General features: G+C 41.6%; 16 protein-coding genes. 6 read left to right on the top strand and 10 right to left on the bottom strand.

Annotated features, from left to right (window positions below; translation table 11 throughout):
• Nucleotides 1-49 precede the first annotated feature (49 nt).
• Nucleotides 50-2,074 (bottom strand): methyl-accepting chemotaxis protein, encoded by a 2,025-nt coding sequence (locus LZD48_RS09665; protein WP_235762535.1) that lies wholly within the window; start codon nt 2,072-2,074, stop codon nt 50-52.
• A 249-nt stretch (nt 2,075-2,323) separates the two neighbouring features.
• On the opposite strand from LZD48_RS09665, the gene LZD48_RS09660 reads away from it, so the two are divergent.
• Entirely contained in the window at nt 2,324-2,791 is a 468-nt protein-coding gene (locus LZD48_RS09660; RefSeq protein ID WP_235762534.1) for a flavodoxin domain-containing protein, read from the top strand.
• Nucleotides 2,792-2,799: 8 nt separating this feature from the next.
• On the opposite strand, the gene LZD48_RS09655 is transcribed toward LZD48_RS09660, so the two are convergent.
• The 3 genes from LZD48_RS09655 to LZD48_RS09645 all read right to left on the bottom strand — a co-directional run bounded on the left by LZD48_RS09655 (nt 2,800) and on the right by LZD48_RS09645 (nt 5,313).
• Nucleotides 2,800-3,618: a metallophosphoesterase gene (locus tag LZD48_RS09655; RefSeq protein WP_235762533.1), complete on the bottom strand. Its 819-nt coding sequence runs from the start codon at nt 3,616-3,618 to the stop codon at nt 2,800-2,802.
• Nucleotides 3,619-3,634: 16 nt separating this feature from the next.
• Nucleotides 3,635-4,816, bottom strand: coding sequence for an acetyl-CoA C-acetyltransferase (locus LZD48_RS09650; protein ID WP_235762532.1), 1,182 nt, complete (start codon nt 4,814-4,816; stop codon nt 3,635-3,637).
• Nucleotides 4,817-4,905: 89 nt separating this feature from the next.
• On the bottom strand, nt 4,906-5,313 hold the full coding sequence (locus LZD48_RS09645; protein ID WP_235762531.1) for a YbaN family protein: 408 nt from the start codon (nt 5,311-5,313) through the stop codon (nt 4,906-4,908).
• Nucleotides 5,314-6,014: 701 nt separating this feature from the next.
• Between LZD48_RS09645 and LZD48_RS09640 the strand changes: the two genes are divergently transcribed.
• Nucleotides 6,015-8,075, top strand: coding sequence for a catalase (locus LZD48_RS09640; protein WP_235762530.1), 2,061 nt, complete (start codon nt 6,015-6,017; stop codon nt 8,073-8,075).
• 76 nt (nt 8,076-8,151) lie between these two features.
• Here the strand turns inward: LZD48_RS09640 and LZD48_RS09635 are convergent, their stop codons facing one another.
• Nucleotides 8,152-8,700, bottom strand: a complete 549-nt coding sequence (locus LZD48_RS09635; RefSeq protein WP_235762529.1) for an NADPH-dependent FMN reductase — start codon at nt 8,698-8,700, stop codon at nt 8,152-8,154.
• Between the two features lie 422 nt (nt 8,701-9,122).
• Between LZD48_RS09635 and LZD48_RS09630 the strand changes: the two genes are divergently transcribed.
• Nucleotides 9,123-10,328, top strand: coding sequence for a M20 family metallopeptidase (locus LZD48_RS09630; protein WP_438822755.1), 1,206 nt, complete (start codon nt 9,123-9,125; stop codon nt 10,326-10,328).
• A 192-nt stretch (nt 10,329-10,520) separates the two neighbouring features.
• On the opposite strand, the gene LZD48_RS09625 is transcribed toward LZD48_RS09630, so the two are convergent.
• Both LZD48_RS09625 and LZD48_RS09620 read right to left on the bottom strand, forming a co-directional pair.
• The gene (locus LZD48_RS09625; RefSeq protein WP_235762528.1) at nt 10,521-12,344 is read right to left on the bottom strand and encodes a YhgE/Pip domain-containing protein; all 1,824 of its coding nucleotides are present in this window, start codon (nt 12,342-12,344) and stop codon (nt 10,521-10,523) included.
• Nucleotides 12,344-14,287, bottom strand: a complete 1,944-nt coding sequence (locus LZD48_RS09620) for an efflux RND transporter permease subunit (RefSeq protein ID WP_235762527.1) — start codon at nt 14,285-14,287, stop codon at nt 12,344-12,346. Before LZD48_RS09620 ends, LZD48_RS09625 begins: the two co-directional genes overlap by 1 nt.
• Before the next feature lie 279 nt (nt 14,288-14,566).
• On the opposite strand from LZD48_RS09620, the gene LZD48_RS09615 reads away from it, so the two are divergent.
• From LZD48_RS09615 to LZD48_RS09605, 3 genes are all read left to right on the top strand, one after another.
• Complete coding sequence (locus tag LZD48_RS09615) at nt 14,567-15,151, top strand: TetR/AcrR family transcriptional regulator (protein ID WP_235762526.1); 585 nt, start codon at nt 14,567-14,569, stop codon at nt 15,149-15,151.
• A 292-nt stretch (nt 15,152-15,443) separates the two neighbouring features.
• The gene (locus LZD48_RS09610) at nt 15,444-16,301 is read left to right on the top strand and encodes a malate synthase (RefSeq protein WP_235762525.1); all 858 of its coding nucleotides are present in this window, start codon (nt 15,444-15,446) and stop codon (nt 16,299-16,301) included.
• Between the two features lie 202 nt (nt 16,302-16,503).
• Nucleotides 16,504-17,964: a DASS family sodium-coupled anion symporter gene (locus LZD48_RS09605; protein ID WP_235762524.1), complete on the top strand. Its 1,461-nt coding sequence runs from the start codon at nt 16,504-16,506 to the stop codon at nt 17,962-17,964.
• Between the two features lie 281 nt (nt 17,965-18,245).
• Here the strand turns inward: LZD48_RS09605 and srtB are convergent, their stop codons facing one another.
• The 3 genes from srtB to LZD48_RS09590 are packed head-to-tail and all read right to left on the bottom strand — an operon-like array spanning nt 18,246 to nt 20,804.
• Nucleotides 18,246-19,037 carry a class B sortase gene (gene srtB, locus LZD48_RS09600; protein ID WP_235762523.1) on the bottom strand — a complete coding sequence of 264 codons (792 nt, stop codon included), beginning with the start codon at nt 19,035-19,037 and terminating at the stop codon, nt 18,246-18,248.
• Nucleotides 19,038-19,060: 23 nt separating this feature from the next.
• On the bottom strand, nt 19,061-19,831 hold the full coding sequence (locus tag LZD48_RS09595; RefSeq protein ID WP_235762522.1) for an ABC transporter ATP-binding protein: 771 nt from the start codon (nt 19,829-19,831) through the stop codon (nt 19,061-19,063).
• Nucleotides 19,821-20,804 (bottom strand): FecCD family ABC transporter permease, encoded by a 984-nt coding sequence (locus LZD48_RS09590; protein ID WP_235762521.1) that lies wholly within the window; start codon nt 20,802-20,804, stop codon nt 19,821-19,823. The genes LZD48_RS09595 and LZD48_RS09590 overlap by 11 nt, the downstream gene beginning before the upstream one ends.
• Nucleotides 20,805-20,813: the final 9 nt, after the last annotated feature.

Raw genomic sequence — 20,813 nt, 5'->3', positions numbered from 1 at the left:
ATGTACATCCTTTCCAAAGCTCCGTTTCATCACACTTAAGCGGGCCAGTTTAATTAATTTTAAATCGGTTAATCTCTTCGTTCATTGTGCTTGCGATTGCTTCTAAGTCTGTAGCTAAATCAGTCAACATTTCCATCGAAGCAGTTTGTTCTTCAATTGACGCAGAGATTTCTTCAGTACCCGCAGCCGTTTCCTCACTGATTGACGCATAATTTTCCGTGTTCTGAATGAGTTCTTTTTCCATTTCTACAATCGAATTCGTAAGCTTCATAATCTGTTCTGCCATTTGGCTGTTCTCATTCACTGAACCAGAAATAGCAAGGAAAGCTTGTCCAGTTTCACCGACACTCTCCGTTTGCTGTTCAAATAAACGCATTGTTTGTTCTACGATTCCAACTGATTGCTTTGTTTCTTCCTGCATCTCAGCAATAATTGCTCCAACATCTTTCAAGGCGTCTGTCGTCTGTTCTGCAAGCTTACCAACTTCATTTGCAACAACGGCAAAGCCATGACCATGTTCCCCGGCACGTGCTGCCTCGATGGACGCATTTAGGGCAAGCAGGTTTGTTTGGCTTGCAATGTTTGCAATCTTGTCAACGATGGTATTAATATTTGCCGATTTCTCATTTAATTGTTCAATCGCGGTCACAACCTGCTGCGCCACTTCAGACGTTTCAGTAGATCGGGTTGCAAGCGCCTGGATTGATTTTACCCCAGTACTGGAAAGCCGCCCCATGTCCTCAGCTTTAGCAAAGATTTGTTCATTCTTTTCTTTAATTTCCTGAATCATTTCTGATAAAGATTGGAACGCTTTTGTGTTCTGTTCATTTAAGTCGGCTTGATTACTTGCACCAGCAGCAATCTCTTCCATCGTCCGGGCAACTTCACTTGCAGAGGCCGTATTTTCTTCTGAACTTGCGACAAGATTTTCGGCAGCATCCGATACTTTGTATGAACTATGGGATATCTGATCGATTACATTGCGCATTTCATTCACCATAAAGCTGAAACTCTTGCTTAATGCACCAATTTCATCCTTCCGGGGAATAACCTTCGTCGCTGTTAAATCTCCCTCTTCCACTCGCTTCATTGATTGTTGCAATTCCTGAATCGGATTAATCAAACGATTGGAAATGATTGCTGCAGCAATTATCGCTAGAACTAACACGATAAGCAGCGTAATAAAGATCGGTAACATAACAGCACTTGCTTTATCTGCAAATTCATTCTCATCGAGAAATCCTGCAATAATCCACCCGGTTGTCGAATTTTTAATAAAACCGATGGTTAAGGATTCTCCGTTTACATTCGTCTCAATCATACCTTGCTCACCTTCAGCAAGTATCTCCTGATAGAAATTTTCCTCTGCTACATTTTCTCCAATCCGTGTTTCATCGGGATTCGTAACGAAATTTCCAGCCTCGTCCAAAACAACTGCATACCCGTTATCTCCAATTTGAATATCATTAATTAAATTCAACAAGGCATTTGTATGAACATCAATCCCCGCCACGCCAACGAGTTGATTATATTCGTAAAAAGCTTTTGCAGCTGTAATGACGATATCCCCTGAAAGAGCATCTTCGTACGGCTCGGTCCAAACAATTCCTCCATCCTGTTCTACCGCTTCCGTATACCAATTCCGTTCTTTCGGGTTAACATCCTCTATCGCATTATCATGAGGATAAATAATGATTTCTTCACTATCATCGTAACCTGCAAATGTAGCCTTTAAATCATCACTCGCCAAACTCGATTCTTGCAAATAGGAAAATAGTTCACTGAAATTATCCCCGCTAAATCTACGTAATGTTGAATTCGATGCCATTCGAGTCAAAGCATTTTCCATATAGCCAAAATACATATCAAATGTGTGATTCACACTAATCATTTGCTGCTCCACATTTTTAGATAGTTCATCTGTAGTCGTCCGTACACTGAAATTATAACTAACAAAGGCGACAATTCCCACCGCAAGAACAATTAATATAGCGAAGGGAACCGTTAATTGCATGCGGAGACCTGCTGTAAATTTTTGCCGTTTATTTTTCTTTTGTGCTTCTTTCTTCTTCAATCACTTCACTTCTCTCTATATGTGTTGGTTATTATGTTATGTATTTCTGTAAGTCTACCTATCTTATATCGGCAGCTTCATCCATTTCTTAAAGGTTCTTGACAGATTAATGTGATTAAAAAGACCTAAACCCTTTTTTCCTTCCATTACTTTTGTAGAACAGATAATAATATTTTTCTAGAATGTCCTTTTATTGAAACGGATTCGATTTATACGTTAAAATAAACAATGGAAGATGGAGGGATTATAATGGCAAATATATTACTACTTTATATTTCTACAACAGGGAATACAGAAATGATGGCAGAGGCAATTGCCGGCTATCTTGAATATAAAGAGCATGACGTAGAAATCAGGACCTTCGACTTCGACCCGATTGATGTTGATGAATTATCCGACTACGATGCTGTATTTATCGGGACCCACTCATCCGATGACGGGGAAGTTCCGTTTGAAGCAGAAGATTTTTATGATGAATTGGATGATGCAGATTTAGGAACGACGACATTCGCTGTGTTTGGATCTGGTGATACTGCTTATGATGAATTTTGTTTATCTGTCGACTTAATGGGAGATAAGCTAAAGTTTCTTGGAGCAAAGCTTGCACCAGTTCGTTTTAAAGTTGACTTAACACCATCCAACGAAGATATCGAGCAACTCGAACAATTTGCAGAAGCCGCTATTCAAATCGCTGCAAGTGAAAACAAGGACAGTTAGGTGTTTGCCTAATTGTCCCCATTAATTTCAATAAGACTAATCTGACTTTGATTCAGAAAGCGAACAGGTATCATACTCGTACCTAACCCACTATCTACGTAAATATACCTATTCCGCTTCCATTCACACGTCCCTTTATCAAGTTCTGGAAACACTCCACCTCCCGGAGATATGACAGCGCCAATGAACGGCAAGCGCACCTGACCGCCATGCGTATGACCACTTAATACGAGATCCGCCGGAAGATTCGGATACGTCTTAATCACATAGGGAGAATGGGATAAAAGAATCGTATACCCGGTTTCACTTATCTGTTGAAATGCCTCCTCCACATTTTCATGATGCGTGGAACTATCATGGACGCCAACAAGAGTGAGCGGAATACCTGCAACTTGAATCCGGGTACTTTCATTTCCTAGAATCGTTATATTCCGTTTCCTTAATTGTTTCATGAATTTTTTTCTCTTTCTATTTCCCCATTCATGATTTCCTGTAACAAAGTAAATCGGAATATGCATATTGATCAGCTGATCGAGAAAATTAAATATCTGTTTGAAGTTCCTTGTCCGCCGGTCGATCAGATCTCCTGTGATCACGATAATATCCGGTGATGATCTATTTATTTTATGAAGTAAACGTTGATGAATATTCCAAGCCCTTTTATTATGCATATCACTCAGTTGAATAATCCGTAAAGATTGACTAGGCCTGAGCTTGTTTGTTTTAAATTCTATTCTGTTTATTTTTACATGATTCGTATCTTTCCATGTTTTTAATGTTAGCCACATCGCAAAGATTGTAAAAAATCTCCATACATATTTGAGCAAAATGTCACCTGATTCCTTAACTTCTTTTCATAACCATCGCAATTCCTTGGCCGCCTCCGATACAAAGACTGACAAGTGCATATTCCTTATCCCTGTTTCTTAGTTCATAAGCTGCGGATAATGCTAGACGAGTACCGCTTACTCCAACTGGATGGCCTAAAGCAATCGCTCCGCCGTTAACATTCGTTTTCTCTCTATCAAGTCCAAGCTCCTTCTCCACGGCAAGATATTGGGCTGCAAAAGCTTCATTTACTTCCACGAAATCGATATCTGTAAGTGTAAGTCCAGCTTTCTCCAACGCTTTCTTCATTGCCGGAACCGGCCCAATTCCCATAACTGATGGGTCGACACCTGATGCGGCCCAAGAAACGATTTCAGCAAGCGGTTGTAATTCCCGCTCTTTTACCGCTTGTTCTGAGGCAATGACAACACTTGCTGCTCCGTCATTGATCCCCGAAGCATTGGCAGCAGTTACCGTGCCATCTTTCTCAAATGATGGGCGCAATCCACTGATTTTTTCTAATGTCGTATCCGGTTTAATATGTTCATCTTGGACAATGGATTCCGTTTTCCTTCTTGATTTCACGTCTACAGCAACAATTTCTTCATTAAAACGGCCGGACTCCTTTGCCTTTCTTGCACGCTCATGGGAAAGAACTGCATATTCATCCTGTTCCACTCGGGAAATATTATATTGTTTTGCAAGATTTTCCGCAGTTACCCCCATACCAAATCCAGTATATTCATCAAATAATGTAGATAGAAGCATATCATGGAATTTTAATTCACCGAGTTTTGCGCCACCGAATCTTTTTTCGAAATTCGCATATGGTGCTTGGGACATATTTTCCACCCCGCCAGCGAGGACGATTTCTGCATCGTTCAGCAATATTTCCTGCACACCCGAAACAATGGATTGCAGCCCGGAACCACAGAGCCGGTTCACAATATAAGCGGGGACTTCCTTTGGCACACCTGTTTCCAGTCCAATATGTCTCGCGATGTATGCCGCATTTGTCTCGGAATGGATAACATTCCCGTAAATCACATGGTCAACCTGTTCCGACGCAACATTCGATCGCTTTAAGGCTTCTTTCGCTGTTACGGTTCCAAGCTCTGTTGCTGTTACACCAGCGAAAGAACCACCAAATGCTGTGAAAGCTGTTCTTGCTCCATCAATTAAATAAACCTTTTTCATGATCATTCCCCCTCTTATTTCTTTGTACTACGGATGCCAAATAAAAACAAGCAGGATCGTCAGCATATCGCTGACGATCCTGCTTGTTTCTATTTATCCATAACTAGCTCAATTTCTTCCGGTTTTATTGTTTTAATATGATAAATGAAGTAGTAATGTTTGATAAGTCCTAGTGTAATCATGATGATCCGAATAATAAGTATATCAATCATCACTACAGATAGGATAATAAAAAAATCGGCAATAATATTGATCCGAATTTTTTCCCATCTTGTCATATATCGTTTAATGAAGTAGCGGTCTACATATTGTTTATAGAATGATGTGCTTTTAAACCATCTGTCGAGACGTTCCGAACTCTTTGTGAAACAATATGAAGCAAATAGGAAGAAAGGTCCTCCCGGCAGTACTGGCAGTATCGTTCCAGCTACCCCAACTCCGAAAGAAATAAGTCCTAGTGTAATATAAATCCATCGTCTTAGATTACTGATTGCCATCACCTAATTTCAAAATAACCTCTCCTCCTATTTTACCATAGAATTCATCTTTCTTTATGAAATGTTTATGAAAATTTTTGGCCATTCATGAATAATCCAACCTAGTAATGAGACGGTTATTTCTCACCCCGACCCAACCACGACACCAAATCAAAAAATCACTTTTATTCAGTGTAAGTATTTTGCGCATTCTCTAGACTGGAGTTCTAATCACCGTTCAGTTTCCCGGTGGACGGATGCGCATCCTTAGGCACGGCTAGAGCTCCTCGGGCTTCCGCCCTGCGGGGTCTCCAGGCTCGTGCTGTTCCCGCAGGAGTCACCGTCCACCGGGCAACTGAACTGGTAAGATGGTTATTTTAAATAGAAATTATTCCGTCGCGATAAGGATTCAATTCCTGGAATATTAAACAGTGATCTAAATTCGGCCTTTGCTGGGAGCAGTCCAGACACCTCGAGACTCCTGCGGGAGGATAGGCTTGGTGAGACCCCGCAGCGGGCTTGCCCGCGAGGAGGCTCACCAGCCGCTCAGCAGGTGCGAGAGGTGTCTGGACTGCGGACCTCCAGAAGTGAGTTTCAGACACTTACGCTGAATGAAAGCGAGTGCTTTATTTTAGTTTGATGGTTAAGTTCTAGTTCTAATCACAGAGCATAGCAATATAAATGGGATTGTAATTTAGACGGATAAGGCGGGTGTTTAATAAATGGATAATAAACCATCAAGAAATCAAAGTTCCAACACTGAAAACGAAAAAAATGAACAGTTGAATGAATTCCGTGTTAAAAATACTGGAAAACCAATGACTACCAATCAATCGTTAAAGGTATCCAATGATGAAGAAATTTTAACTGCCGGAGAGCGTGGACCAGGTTTATTAGAGGACTTTCATTACTTTGAAAAGATGACACACTTTGTTAAAGAAAGGATACCGGAAAGGGTCGTTCATGCAAGGGGGTACGGGGCACACGGAGAATTCGAATGCTATGAATCCATGAAACAATTTACAAAAGCTGGATTTTTACAGGAGGCTGGGAAAAAGACTTCTGTATTTGTCCGGTTTTCTACTGTACAAGGCGGCAAAGATTCTTATGACACTGCACGAGATTTACGCTGCTGGGGAACAAAATTTTATACAGAAGAAGGAAATTATGATTTAACGACCATTGCCATGCCTGTGTTAATTAACCAAGATCCGATGAAATTTCCAGATGTGATACATGCATACAAGGCCGAGCCACGTTCGGATATCCCAACAGCTTCTGGGGCCCACGACAACTTTTGGGATTATGTAGCAAATAATCCAGAATCCCTGCACATGGTATTATGGATCATGTCTGAGCGAGGTATTTTACGAAGCTATCGCATGATGGAATCTTGGTCCATTAATACGTATCTCTTTGTTAATGAACATGGGGTGGCTACCTTTGTAAGATTTGTTTGGAAACCGGTTCTTGGTGTGCATTCTTTACTGCAAGACGAAGCACTAAAAATAGGGGGGCTCGATCCAGACTTCCACCGCCGGGATCTCAGGGAAGCAATTAATCGTGGAGCTTATCCGGAATATGAACTAGGTGTTCAACTCATACCGCTTGAAGATGAATTCAAATACGACTTTGATGTTCTTGATCCTACCAAGTTTTGGCCAGAAGAACTTATACCTGTCCAGCTTGTTGGTAAAATGACATTAAATAAAAATGTGGATAATGAATTTGCCGAATTAGAACAAGTAGCATTTAACCCAGCAAACGTTGTTCCAGGAATAGACTTCTCGAATGACCCTGTCTTGCAAGGTAGGTTGATTGCTTACCAAACGGCCCAGTATCACCGCCTTGGTTCAGCTAACTTCCAGGACCTGCCGATTAACCGACCGATCTGTCCGTTCCATAATAACCAGCGGCAAGGGTTTATGAGATACCGTATTGATGTCGATCAAGTAAACTATCATAGAAACTCAATCGCAAATAACACACCATATACAACGCCTCCTATAGAAGGAGGATATGCACATTATCCAGCGAAAGTTGAAGGGCATGTCACTCGGAATCGAAGCGAATCTTTCTATGATTACTTTTCACAGCCAAGAATTTTCTGGAATAGTCTAACACCTATTGAAAAACAGCATACGATTGACGGGCTTAGTTATCAGGTTGGAAGTGTGAAAAGAGAATTTGTCAGGCAGCAGGTTGTTGATCTTCTTGTTAACGTTGATAAGGAGTTAGCAAATATTATTGCTGATAATATTGGGGTTAACCGTCCTAGTGGGACGAATGTTCCTGTTTCCACAAGCTACCCTTCCCTGAGCCAAGCAAACACCCCTAAATATGCTGCTACACAAAAAGTCGGTGTATTGATTGGCGATGGTTTTAATTATAATGAAGTATCCAGCGTACTGAACACCCTTGAACGTTATCGCGTATTTGTCGTTATTGTAAGTGAAACACTCGGTACCATTACAGGATCTAATGGCACAGAGCTCAAAGTGGATGAAACATTTCTTACCTCGAGTCCCTATCTCGTAGACTCACTATATGTCGTTGGCGGAAATGCTAGAAACCAGAGGAAATTCAATGCTGACGTGACAGAGTTTGTTCATGTAGCATATAGGCATTATAAACCAATTGGCATTGCAACAACCGGACAAAGCTTTATTCAGTCATCAACTGGAAATAACCTAGCAGGTGTTATATTTGCAGCGAATAATCCAAATTTCGGTGAGGAGTTTGTATCGGCAATTGCACAGATGCGTTTTTGGAATAGAACGTAATCAAAAAAAGGAAATGGCTACTACGTCATTTCCTTTTTTTGATGGGATGGAATTTAAAGATTAGGTTAAAGCTTTCTTACGCTTCGTGACGCTTTACGAAAGCAACATAAGCTTCTACTATGGATTGCAAGAATCCTACTGTATCCTGATTTGTAATCTTTCCGTCTTCACCAAGCAATTCGTGGACATTTGCAATATATACTTCTGGCTGCTGTACAACTGGCATGTTTAGGAATGCGAGCACTTGACGCAAGTGGTGGTTTGCACCGAATCCACTTAAATTACTTGGAGACTGGCTCACAATTAGAGCTGGTTTGCCGTCCCATACATTTGAACCATAAGGACGTGAACCAACGTCAAGAGCATTTTTAAGTGCAGCTGGAATGGAGCGGTTATGTTCTGGTGTTACAAATATAACAGCATCAAGGGCCTTTATTGTATTACGGAAAGTTGTATAAACTTCCGGGATATTATCATCAGAATCCTGGTTATAAAGTGGCAGATCTGCAATTTCGATAAATTCTGCTTCATAACCTGCTGGGAAGAACTCTACAATATTTTTAGCAAGCTGCTCGGAGAATGAATTATTACGGATACTTCCAATTACAATACCTACTTTTGTCATCTCAATCATCCTATTCTTTTTAAATTTAATTACAACTCAATAGTAAGTTATCATTAATAACCCGTCAATCGAATTGCTCTTTCCTTCTATCTTGCACAATCCTTCAACTTTCTATGTCTGGTTATTTTAAATAGAAGTTATTCCGCCACGATAAGGAGTATACTTTTTCCAGAACATTAAACAGTGATTCAAATTCGGCCTTTCCTGGTAGCAGTCCAGACACCTCGAGACTCCTGCGGGAGGCTCACCAGCCGCTCAGCAGGTGCGAGAGGTGTCTGGACTGCGGACCTCCAGAAGTGAGTTTCGGAGTTAGGCACACTTACGCTGTATGAGAGTGATGAGTTGTTACAAGGGCTTGACAAGGTTGGGGTTACTTTGGTTTTATTAAGTGAGATTGTTGATTTAAAAAGGAGGAGTTTTAAGTGGCAATGACAAAAGCTGTGAAAGATGCGTTAATACAATCGATAGAAAATAATAAAGAACATTATATCCAAACAAGTCACTCCATACATGAAAAACCTGAGATCGGTAATCAAGAGTTTTTCGCAAGTGATTTACATATTAAAAACTTAAGCGACGAAGGGTTTAAGGTTGATAAAGCTGTAGCTGGCCATGAAACATCCTTCTACGCGATAAAAGAGAGCGGAAAGCCTGGCCCTACTATCGCATACCTTGCAGAATATGATGCCCTCCCAGGTCTTGGCCATGCATGCGGGCATAATATTATCGGAACATCCAGCATTGCCGCGGCAATAGCACTCTCAAAAGTTGTCTCGGATACAGGTGGACGAGTCGTTGTGCTCGGGACGCCTGCTGAAGAAGGTGGACCGAATGGCAGTGCGAAAGGGAGCTTTGTAAAGCATGGCTACTTGAAAGATATCGATGCTGCACTCATGCTCCACCCAGGTGGTAAAACGACGCTTTCTCAAGATACACTCGCTGTCGAACCACTTGATTTTAAATTTTACGGAAAATCCGCCCATGCGGCAACTTCTCCAGAAGAAGGTATCAATGCACTTGATGCAGTTATCCAATTGTTTAACGGTATCAGTGCATTAAGACAGCAGCTACCTCAAGACGTTCGGATTCACGGCATTATTACAGATGGCGGTGATGCTCCGAATATTATTCCAGAATACGCAGCTGCCCGCTTTTTTATCCGGGCAGACTCATGGAAAAAGACGGAGAACGTTGCAGCGAAAGTCCGCGCAGTCGCTGAAGGGGCAGCTCTTGCCACTGGTGCGAAAGTGGAAATCGAGCGGTTTCAAAATGAAGTAAAAGACTTTGTCATTACTCCCCTGCTAGATGAAGTACTTGGAGAGGAGTTAACAGGTGTTGGAGAAGAACTCGTTATTCAAGAAACGGAAGGAAAGATTTCGACGGACGCTGGCAACATTAGTTACGAAATTCCAACCGCCCATTGCTATATTAAAATCGGTCCCGATGATCTTATTGCTCATACAGTTGAATTTCGGGAAGCAGCCAAATCCAAGCTTGGAGATCACGCACTCCTAAACGGTGCCAAAGCGTTAGCAACTACCGGTTACCGGCTACTCACCGATCAAACTTTGCTTGAGCAAATCAAAGCGGAGCATATGCAATCTACTTCAGAAAAAAGTTCCTTATAAAGTGAAACTACTTCATTGAGGGGGCTTTCCCCCGCTGAATGTTGGTTGAACAGAATCAGGGATTTACGAACTGTTTATCCCCCATCTTCACATCTTAGATTTCCATCGTGTTTAGAGGTGGGGGATTACAGACCGTTAATGCGTGATAATAACGCAAAAAAAAGATGCACCCAGTATGAAGGTGCATCTTTTTTATCTGAATAAATCTAAAAACCGTTCCCAAAGTGATTTCTTTTCCGATTCTTCTTCCGCTTCATCTGTTTCCTCTGCTTTTTCAATCGGTTCCGTTTTTAAAACAAATTGAACCGAATTTACTTCCTCATTTTTGTCGGACACAAATGAAACAGCTTCAAAATCGGACTTATCATATTGGGCGAGCATTTCATCAATTTCTTCTGTTACCTGTTCCGGCATATCCTGCGTCGCTTCTGCAAGTTCAGCCGTGCCATCCCGAAGTTCGGAAACACCACTTGCCAGCTCACCGGTACCATTATTTAATTCACCAATACCTGCATCGATTTCCGTATAGCCTGCAGCAAGTTCTCCGACGCCTTCCGTATACGTAACAAGCCCGGAATGGAACGCTTGATAGTTAGCTGATAGGGTAGAAATTCCTTCTTGTAATTCCTTTAATCCGCTCGTCGGGTCCATTTTTTCAAGGAACTCATTGAATCCAGCAATCAGTTCCTGTATTGAACCTACAATTGTTTCCAAGGATGTTATCATTGTTTCCAGTGTGCTTGTAACTGCGGAAAATCCGTCTCTCACCTGTTCATACGTTCCTTTAACCGTTAATGCCGCAGTATACACTTCAAGCAGTTTATCCACCGTATCTTGGTTTGCATTGCTTTGTTTTAATGCAATGATTTCTTCTTCACTAACTTCGTGTCCGGGAATTGCTGTAATGGCCTCATCAAGTGCTTCATAAGCTGCACCGAATCCATCTTTTAATTCAACTAAGCCATTTTTAATTTCTCGTAGTGCACTGGCAAATTCCTCGAGGCCTTCTGTCATCATATTAAAATCACCGCCGTCAATACCATCTGTATCGCCAAGTGATTGATCAATCGTTGCCAGTGCGTCTTGAATAGCTTTCGAACCACTCACAAGCTCCCCGGAACCGTTATTTAAAGCCTGTATTCCCTCTTTATATTCGGTTGAACCGCTCTGTAATGCCGTCGTCCCTTCGTGTAGTTCTGTTGCTCCACCCTTCAATTCAAGAACGCCATCATCAATTGATTGCAAAGCATCAGCAAGTGTACCAATCTCTGCTGTGAATTCATCTGTATCCGGCGCATCGATCGACATATTTTGCGGGATAGCCGATATATCTATACCAGCTAGTTCAAAATCTGTTACATCAGCTGTCACCGATAATACCGCTTCTTCTTCCGGCAGTACCGTATAAGTTACTTGGATGTCTTTTCCTGCATTTGCCAGAATACCTTCATCTGTTTCAATATTGCTTGTTTTCTCTCCGTCAAACGCAAAAGATATCTGGAGTAAATAGTTTTCATAAAAGATGGGGTCAATCGCTTCGTTTTCAGTTGTATCAATCTCTATTTCAAGGGTTCCATCTTTTCCTGCAAGTTCTTCCGGTGTCACTTCTTCCCCGTCAAGGTAGTACGTCATCTTGAAATCCCAAGGCAAGTTTGTATGATCTAACGTACCTTGGTAATAGAACTTCCCAACAGATGCACTCATTTCAACCACATCACCGGATTGGCTGATCTCAGATAAATCGGTAAGGTTCTTCACATTCGAGTATGCTCCATAATCAGCAATCTCGCCCGCTTCCGTTACTTCGAGACTATTAACGATATAAAGCTCTTTTCCTGCACCAGAGGGACTTAATGTTGCATAAACCACTTCATCTTTACCAGCTGTTTCTCCTGCATCTTCCGCTTCAATTTCAGTCTCATTCTGATGATTAGAAGCAGCCGTAAACGGTGCAAGCCAAGGCAGCACGAGGAATAAGCAGAGTAAGGAAATTAAAATTTTCTTCATACTTTTCATTATCGCTCCTCCTTGTAGAAATTCGCTTTCCATGTCGTTTTTTCAATTACTTTATCAAATAATACGAGTAATGCCGGCAGGAAAATAATCACTAATAGGAACGCTAGCAATGCTCCCCTGCCAAGCAAGAGTCCAATCGACGACACAATTGGATTCGTCGATGTAAGCCAGAGGATGAAGCCGACACTGGAAAGAATCGACGCCGAGATAAGAATAGCGAAGAACTTATCATTCAGTGCCTGTTTAATAGACTGAAAGACAGGCATTTCTTTCCGTTTCAACGTATAGTCTTCTGTCAGCAATATCGCATAATCAATCGTTGCCGCTAGCTGCACCGTACTTACGATAAGATACCCGACAAACACAAGCGGAGATTCCGTAAAGTATGGAATCGCCAAGTTAATCCATACCGATGCCTGAATCGTGAGCAATAGGACAATCGGGAATGATAATGACTTGAATGCCACAATAAGTGCGAGAGCAATGGTTACAATTGTCATGACATTCACAAACGTATTATCTTCCGTCACAACAGATTTTATATCGTAGAGGGTGACACTCTCACCTAGCATATAAAAATTATCGTAATATGCTGATGCCGATTCATCCACCTTTTCTACAAATGAAAAAGCTTCCTCCCCTTCATCTTCCGTTGTCGTATTTAAAATAAATCGACTATAATTTTCCGAATAGAATTGTTTCGTTACTTCTTCATCTAAATACTCAGGCGGAACAGCTGCGCCGACTGTTGTAACATAACTCATGATGCTTTTCACTTCGTCATTTCCTAATAGATCTTGTGTGAGCTGCTCCTCTTTGCCGATATCACCTTTAGGAACGAGAAGAACGACCTGCGTATTTTTCCCAAACTCTCCTTCGATTTTTGCAATATCCATACCTGCTCTCGTCTCTTCTGGCTGCTCCCCTATGCCATAGATAAAGTCGGTTTGACTTTGTGCTAAAAACGCTGGAACAATTAATAGAATGACAAGAACGAATACGGGAAATCTCAATTTTAATAGTCCTTTTCCTACCTTGTTTAATCTAGGAACAAACGGATGGTGCTTTGTTTTATCAATCCATTTGTAAAACATAATCGTAAATGCCGGCAAGAAGACCATCACACTAATAAAGCTAAAGATAATTCCCTTTACAAGGTTGAACCCAAGGTCAGAACCAATTTCAAAGTTCATGAAGCTTAGTGCGATAAATCCGAAGAAGGTTGTTGATGCACTAGCGATTATTGCCGGGAATGAACGCTTGATCGCAAGCTGCATCGCCTCTTTCGGATCCCCGACCTTTTCCCGGTAATCGGAGAAGCTGTGCAGTAAGAATATCGCATAATCCAGTGACACGGCGAGCTGCAGAATTGGTGCAACGGATTGTGTCACGAACGATATTTCACCAATAAAGATATTCGTTCCAAGGTTAAACAGAACCGAAATTCCAATTGCCATTAAGAAAAAGAACGGTTCGACCCAAGAAGTCGTGGAAAGAATAAGAATAATAATGATGATTGGTACGAGCAATGCTGCTGCATACATCGTTTCGGTAAAAGCCATTTTTTGCTGTGTCGCTGTATCCATCGCTTCCCCAGCCATCGCATTTTCTTCACCAATCAATTCATAAATTTCATCGGTAATCCGCACCTCTTCCCCGTCACGGACAACAAAAGAAAAGAGTGCATTATTATTTTTATAATAGCCCTCGACGACATCTGGGTCTTCCATTTCAATCGGAGTCTTGATATCCATGACATCATCAAGCCAGAGCACATCCGTCACGCCATCGATTGCTTCGAGTTGTTTTTTAAAAACAAGTGCTTCCTGCAAGGAAACATCATAAATCATTACATTCGTATTCGGGATTGCTCCCCCATACTCTTCCTCCATCACTTCAATCGCTTCGGTTGATTGGGCATTATCCGGGAGATAATCTACCATATTATAATTAACCGAAACGAAAAATTGAAGGATGACACTAATAACAGCAAGACTTACGAACGTAATGACAATTGACTTTCTTTTTTCAATAATCCAGGCTGCAATATTTATCGTGGTTCATCCTCTCTGTTCCCCTGCCTTTACATTTAAAAAATGTCACGATATTATTATATAAAACACGATGTTGGTTTATCAACAGTCAGTTCGATAAAATCCGTCTAATATCCAACGTTTTTAATTGAAATGTTGGATAACTCCGGTTAGAAAGGTGACAAAAATATGACTTCTGAAAAACTAGATCGCAGAAAGAAATATACACGAATGGTTTTAAGGAAAAGCTTACTCCAATTGTTGAAACAAAAAAGCTTCTCCTCCATCACGGTAAAAGAAATCTGTGAGCGTGCAGATATTAACCGTTCTACCTTCTATGCGCACTACAGCGACCAATTTGAACTTCTTGAGACGATTGAAAATGAGATCGTCTCTGATATGAAGCAATATATTGATACATATAACTTACAGGAAAAAGAAGACGCACTGCGCATGACCGAGAAGCTAATCAGCTATTTCGCAGCCAAGCAAGAAGAATTAATCATCTTATTAAATGCCAGTGGAGAGACCTCTTTTGAACGGAAAGTAAGAGAGGTCGCACAGACCTCCATCCGCAACGAATGGATTGACACGGAAAATGCCAATCAACCACTTTCTTCTTATATGAGCGCTTTTATCATTAGTGGGAGTGTGCATGTATTGAAGATGTGGCTGCTCGGCGGCATGGAAGAACCACCACATGCAATGGCCAAACTGATTAATAATTTAATTAACCATGGGATCTATGGAAGTAATTGGGATAACTTCGCTTGATTGTAAGATTTGCTTGGAAGGGACAGTTGAAATATTAATGCCAAAAGATTTTCATTATACAACAGATAAAATGTCCATGTCAATAGATAACTTGTGTTTTTCACTAAAAAGTGATATACTATAGTTGTAGTAATTTTACGATGATACTTTTCCAGCGCATCTTCATTGAGTTTTGAATTGGGATGCTCTATTTTCATCCCAAAACTCCCCCGCTGTTGGACCGGTAAACATACTTGCAGAAGTCGTATCGCTCGAAAAGAATGTCGTGGGCATAATCTAAAGGAGTGGAAAAATGAATCTGATTGACAAAAAGGTCATGCACAAAAGTTTCGGTAAAGGTAATATTGTGGACCAAGATGATGAGTTTGTAACGATTGATTTTGATAAGGAAACGAAGAAGTTTGTTTTTCCTGATGCCTTTGGAAAGTTTTTAAAGCTCAAGGATGATTCAGCACAAGCAACATTAAAACAAGCTATTACAAAGTTTGAAGCAAAACAGGAACAACTGGAAAAAGAACGGGAAGAAGAACAAGCACAGCGTATTTTAGAACAGCAACGCAAGAATGAACTTAAGAAATTATTGAAAAACCACCGGCTTCATGAAAAATCCCAACTTGTATTTTGGCTTGAGGATACAGAAGAAGAGCAAGCATTTGCCGATTGGCAAGTATTCGCTGGCGAAATTAGAAGCGGTAAAAACAAAGGGAATCCGAACAAGCCCGTTCGTCTCCATCAAAACAGCCTCGTGTTGCTTACCAAACGGGATGATGAAGAAGATGAAAACGAACGTAAAATCGTCGGGCTATACATGGTAGAAGAAACATTTATCGGGAGACTCGCAGAAGACGGGCTCATTCCTGCTCATTCTGAACTTCGATTAAAACTTTCCGACGAAGAAGCCGAAGACATGCTGTTTTGGAATTATTATATTAATGAAAAATACCCGCACCGCATGACATGGAACACTGGGAAATATCGTTATTTCGATAATATTTGGGCTGCACAAATTTTGAGAGATATCGTATCACTCAAAAAAGATCCAAATGAAAAACAACTTGCGGAAGAATTCTTTTTGCATTTCTGTAAAATGAACCAGCTCGAACCAAACGAAATTCCAGAACCAAATGGTGCTTTAAAGTATAATAAATGAACTCAAAAGGTTAGGCCCTACATGGCTTAACCTTTTTTCTGTTTCCGTTTTCCTTTTACAACTTTAGGGAAGTGTAAATTAGTCGTAAAAGTTTAACAAATTGTCAGAGAGATGTCAGGTAAGCACCTTTCCTTACTGTATAATGAAGCTAGAATCAGATCATGCCAATAGACACTGTTCGATTTCGAGGAGGAATCAGCACATGAAGATCAATAAGAAAAGTTTCGTCATTCTACTTATCGCAACTGCTGTCATGTTCATCATCTTGTTCTTACCTAACCCGGAAACATTACCTGTAGCCGGACAACGTGCACTCGCAGTGCTCGCATTTGCTGTCATTCTCTGGATAACGGAAGCTGTAACATATCCAGTAAGCGCGGTGATGATCGTCAGTTTACTTGCATTATTCATCGGTTTATCCCCGACAATTGAAGACCCATCGGTAACATACGGCACAAGCCAAGCTCTTAGTTTGGCAATTGGGGGATTCAGCTCTACTGCTGTCCTGCTCGTCGGTGGCGCACTCGTTCTTGCAGCAGCGATGGAGATTACCGGACTGCACCGGCGGATCGCTTTATACATCTTATCTAAAGTAGGTACACAACCTGGCAGACTCGTAATGGGAACGATTCTAGTGAGTTTCATTTTAGCGCTGTTTGTCCCAAGTGCAACTGCAAGAGCTGGAACGCTCGTACCGATTTTACTCGGAATTGTTGCAGCTTTTGGACTAGCAAAAGAAAGTAGGCTTGCGGCTTTATTAATGATTACAGCTGTGCAGTCTATTTCAATCTGGAATATCGGGATTAAAACAGCAGCTGCCCAGAATATGGTCGCTTTAGGGTTTATTCAAGCTGAATACGGAATGGATATCACATGGGGAGCATGGTTCCTATACGCAGCTCCTTGGGCGATTATCATGTCATTTGTCTTGTATTTTGTCATGACCCGACTCATCAAACCTGATATTCCAGATATATCGCAAGGAATCAGTCTTAAAAAACAGCTAGAAGCGTTGGGTAAAATGTCAGGTAAAGAAATGAAACTCATTATTATCGCACTCGCCCTGCTTATCCTCTGGTCAACAGAAGGATTGCTTCACCCATTCGACTCCACGACAATTATGATTGTCGCTGTAGCTGTCATGCTGACTCCGATTGTTGGAATTTTTGGCTGGAAAGAAGTTCAACAAAAAGTGCCTTGGGGAACATTGATTGTTTTTGCTACAGGTGTATCGCTTGGAACTGTTCTTTTGTCGACAGAAGGAGCATCCTGGTTATCAGCAAACTCCTTTGAAGCCATGGGAATTAATTCGATGTCACTCGTGATGATGATTGCATTGCTTGCTGCTTTTAATATACTGATCCACCTTGGCTTTGCAAGTGCAACAAGTCTTGCTTCTGCATTCATTCCAATCGTCATCGCTCTTGCAGGCAGTATGGAAGCAACGAGCTTTAACGCAATTGGGCTTGTACTTATTATGCAGTTCGTCGTCAGCTTCGGATTCCTGCTTCCAGTGAACGCACCGCAAAGTATGCTTGCTTACGGAACAGGAACCTTTACGGTAAAAGATTTCCTGAAATCCGGAATACCATTAACTGTCATTGGCTATCTCCTCATTATTATTTTCAGTGCCACGTATTGGCAGTGGATTGGATTGCTGTAGGTTGTAATACGCCGGGTTGTAAATTACATTTGGTCGTTAAAAGAGCGTCGATGGGGTGATTAAAAGCTTGATAAACGACGGTGAAACTAGTATAAGAGCATCATCTAGGCAATTAAAGGCACGATAAACGACGCTTCCTCGATGGAAGAGTATCATTCGGTTATTTAAAGCCCTCCTAAGCGCCCACTTTAATCTAAGAGTACAAAACAAGTCTTTCATTATCCTAATAAAAATCAGCAGGTCACTCATAAGAATTCTTCCCATGAGTGACCTGCTGATTTTTACTTCGCGGCCTGCACCGCTCCACTATCTTTTTTCGTCAACTTCGCCTGGACAACGAATCTTCCTGTTAATTCATCCAACTCATAATCACATGTCGATAACGTGAGGATATGATCATCTGCAGTGACATCCACACCTGTGTCATACAAGGAATGCCCGTCAATTTTATTTAATAACGCGTCAAAATCCTCATCATTTGCAAAGTCGGTTTGAATATAATTGAAATCCGTCGTCGTATTATAAACAGCAAAGATTTCCGCTTCATAACTGTCGTACAACGTATCAAAGGTGAATGATTGATGCTCTTCAAAAAATGCCTGATCCTCGTATTTCGTCAAGCCTTCAAACATCGATTGGTCCTTCGTCCGGTGGCCATAAACAATCGTATTTTTACCGAGAGATGTAATATCATTCCGGAAATCCATAAAAATACTGCCGAGAATATTATAGTCATTATGAAAATCATGACGTAAATAATCAAAGTTATTATCGGATTGAAGGATTGGATAATCTATTTGCGTCCCGTCGATTGTAATCCAGCCAACCAATTCTTCATTTTCTTCCAGCAAAACATCGAAACCGGAACGGACGTTCAGCTCATCGCCGTCATTATCCGCCCATTCCGTAAAACCTCCACCTTCATAAAAAGTCTGCTGGAGATCATCCATTGTTTTACTGTTGTTGTGATAATCAAGATACGTACTGATTAATCCATGGGCCGCATAGACAAAAACCCCTGCACATACGAGGGTAACTCCAATTGACAGTATACGTTTCAATTTATTGTTCATAACATCCACCTCACCTAAGTCGGTTAAATCCCAATCGGCACGATATACATGCCGAGCTCTGGGTCATCTTTGACAACGACATTTACACCATACACATCCTGCATCAATTGCCTTGTTACGATATCCCTTGGATTACCATGGGAAATGATCCGGCCGTTTTTCATCGCAATGATTTCATGGCTGTATTGAACCGCCTGATTGATATCATGGAGTACCATCACAATCGTGAGTCCTTCCTCTTTACAAAGCTCCTTTACCAGTTCAAGTATTTCGTATTGGTAAAAGATATCCAAGTTGGCAGTTGGTTCATCTAAAAATAAATACGGTGTATCCTGGGCAAGTGCCATCGCAATCCATGCCCGTTGTTGCTGACCGCCGGATAGGTTGTCTAACGGAGCATGGCGCTTTTCGATTAATCCGGTACGTTCCAGCGCCCAGGCCACCTTCTCCGCATCCTTGTCTCCGTGCTGCGTGAAGGCTTGCTTGTGGGGAAGTCTTCCGTAATAAACAAGCTTCTCGACCGTCATCCCGGACGGGGCGCTATTTTGCTGATGCACTACCCCAAGCTTTTTCGCAAGTTCTTTCGGTTTATATTGTTTAATCACTTTTCCATCTAAGATGACCTTGCCCTTTTGGGGCGCGAGATTATTCGTAAGGACGCCAAGAAGCGTTGACTTTCCCGAACCATTCGGGCCGAGTATCGTCGTAATTTTCCCTGGCGTAATACCAGTTTCAATCCCATGCAGTCTTACTACTTTATCCTGATAGGCAAAAGTTATATCTTTAATTTCCATAAATCCGATCACTCTTTCTAAGTAGGAATATCAGGAATGGTCCACCAATTACGGCCATAATGATCGATGCCGGAATCTCAATTGGCGCCATGATTGTCCGTCCTAACGTGTCTGCTGTTACAATAAGCAAAGCACCCGCAAGTGCTGAAAACGGAATCAACACTTTATGGTCATTACCGACGAGCACACGTCCGATATGCGGGACAAGCAGGCCGACAAAGGTGAACATCCCAGCAATCGCTGTTGCAATCGATGCAAGCAGGACTGCGACAACAGAGATGGTGAATCGCGCTCGGTTCACTTGGAAACCGAGGTTACGCAACGTTTTATCCTTTAAGCCTAAATGGTTACACCATGCATAGAGCAGCAGGCTGAGCAGAAGCCCAATCGTCCCGTACAGTACGATAATCCCCACATCATCCCAAGTCTTCATCGTGAGTGTCGATGCATCAACGGAAATACCTGACATCAGGCTGCTTGCATTTTGCGCGGATAACAATTGACTAAGTCCAGTGAACAATGCGTTAATCGCGACCCCGATGAGAATCATCCGGAGCGGATCGAGCCCAGACTTCCATGCAAACAGATAAACGAGCAAGAATGCTGCCGCCCCACCGATGAAAGAGAATAATGGCGTATAGAAATAAAGTGTCGGGAAAAAGGTGATCATCACAATCGAAACGAATCCTGCACCTGAAGATACCCCAATTATACCCGGTTCTGCAAGCGGGTTCCGTAAAACGGCCTGTAAGAGCACACCGGAAACCGAGAGACAAGCACCTGCAAACAAAGCGATAATAATCCGTGGCAAGCGCAAGTCTTTTATAATTTCCACATTTTCATTCGTACCTGTAAATAATCCAGTAATAAGTTCTCTTAGACTAATTTCAATACTGCCCGTGATCATGGAATAAAGACTTACAAAGAGAAGCAAGCCAAGCACGGCAATGAAACTGATTAACTTTTTGTACATCTAAAAAAC

This window comes from Oceanobacillus alkalisoli, from assembly GCF_021556485.1.
Lineage (GTDB): Bacteria > Bacillota > Bacilli > Bacillales > Amphibacillaceae > Oceanobacillus > Oceanobacillus alkalisoli.
Note: the sequence above shows the minus strand (reverse complement) of the source record. Positions and strands in the feature narration are given on the sequence as shown.

Bases quoted from the DNA above. Each gene is read 5' to 3' on its own strand.
- LZD48_RS09660 (WP_235762534.1), top strand. From the start codon at position 2,324: ATGGCAAATATATTACTACTTTATATTTCTACAACAGGGAATACAGAA.
- LZD48_RS09650 (WP_235762532.1), bottom strand. From the start codon at position 4,816: ATGAAAAAGGTTTATTTAATTGATGGAGCAAGAACAGCTTTCACAGCA.
- LZD48_RS09645 (WP_235762531.1), bottom strand. From the start codon at position 5,313: ATGGCAATCAGTAATCTAAGACGATGGATTTATATTACACTAGGACTT.
- LZD48_RS09640 (WP_235762530.1), top strand. From the start codon at position 6,015: ATGGATAATAAACCATCAAGAAATCAAAGTTCCAACACTGAAAACGAA.
- LZD48_RS09635 (WP_235762529.1), bottom strand. From the start codon at position 8,700: ATGACAAAAGTAGGTATTGTAATTGGAAGTATCCGTAATAATTCATTC.
- LZD48_RS09625 (WP_235762528.1), bottom strand. From the start codon at position 12,344: ATGAAAAGTATGAAGAAAATTTTAATTTCCTTACTCTGCTTATTCCTC.
- LZD48_RS09620 (WP_235762527.1), bottom strand. From the start codon at position 14,287: ATGGTAGATTATCTCCCGGATAATGCCCAATCAACCGAAGCGATTGAA.
- LZD48_RS09615 (WP_235762526.1), top strand. From the start codon at position 14,567: ATGACTTCTGAAAAACTAGATCGCAGAAAGAAATATACACGAATGGTT.
- LZD48_RS09610 (WP_235762525.1), top strand. From the start codon at position 15,444: ATGAATCTGATTGACAAAAAGGTCATGCACAAAAGTTTCGGTAAAGGT.
- LZD48_RS09605 (WP_235762524.1), top strand. From the start codon at position 16,504: ATGAAGATCAATAAGAAAAGTTTCGTCATTCTACTTATCGCAACTGCT.
- srtB (WP_235762523.1), bottom strand. From the start codon at position 19,037: ATGAACAATAAATTGAAACGTATACTGTCAATTGGAGTTACCCTCGTA.
- LZD48_RS09595 (WP_235762522.1), bottom strand. From the start codon at position 19,831: ATGGAAATTAAAGATATAACTTTTGCCTATCAGGATAAAGTAGTAAGA.
- LZD48_RS09590 (WP_235762521.1), bottom strand. From the start codon at position 20,804: ATGTACAAAAAGTTAATCAGTTTCATTGCCGTGCTTGGCTTGCTTCTC.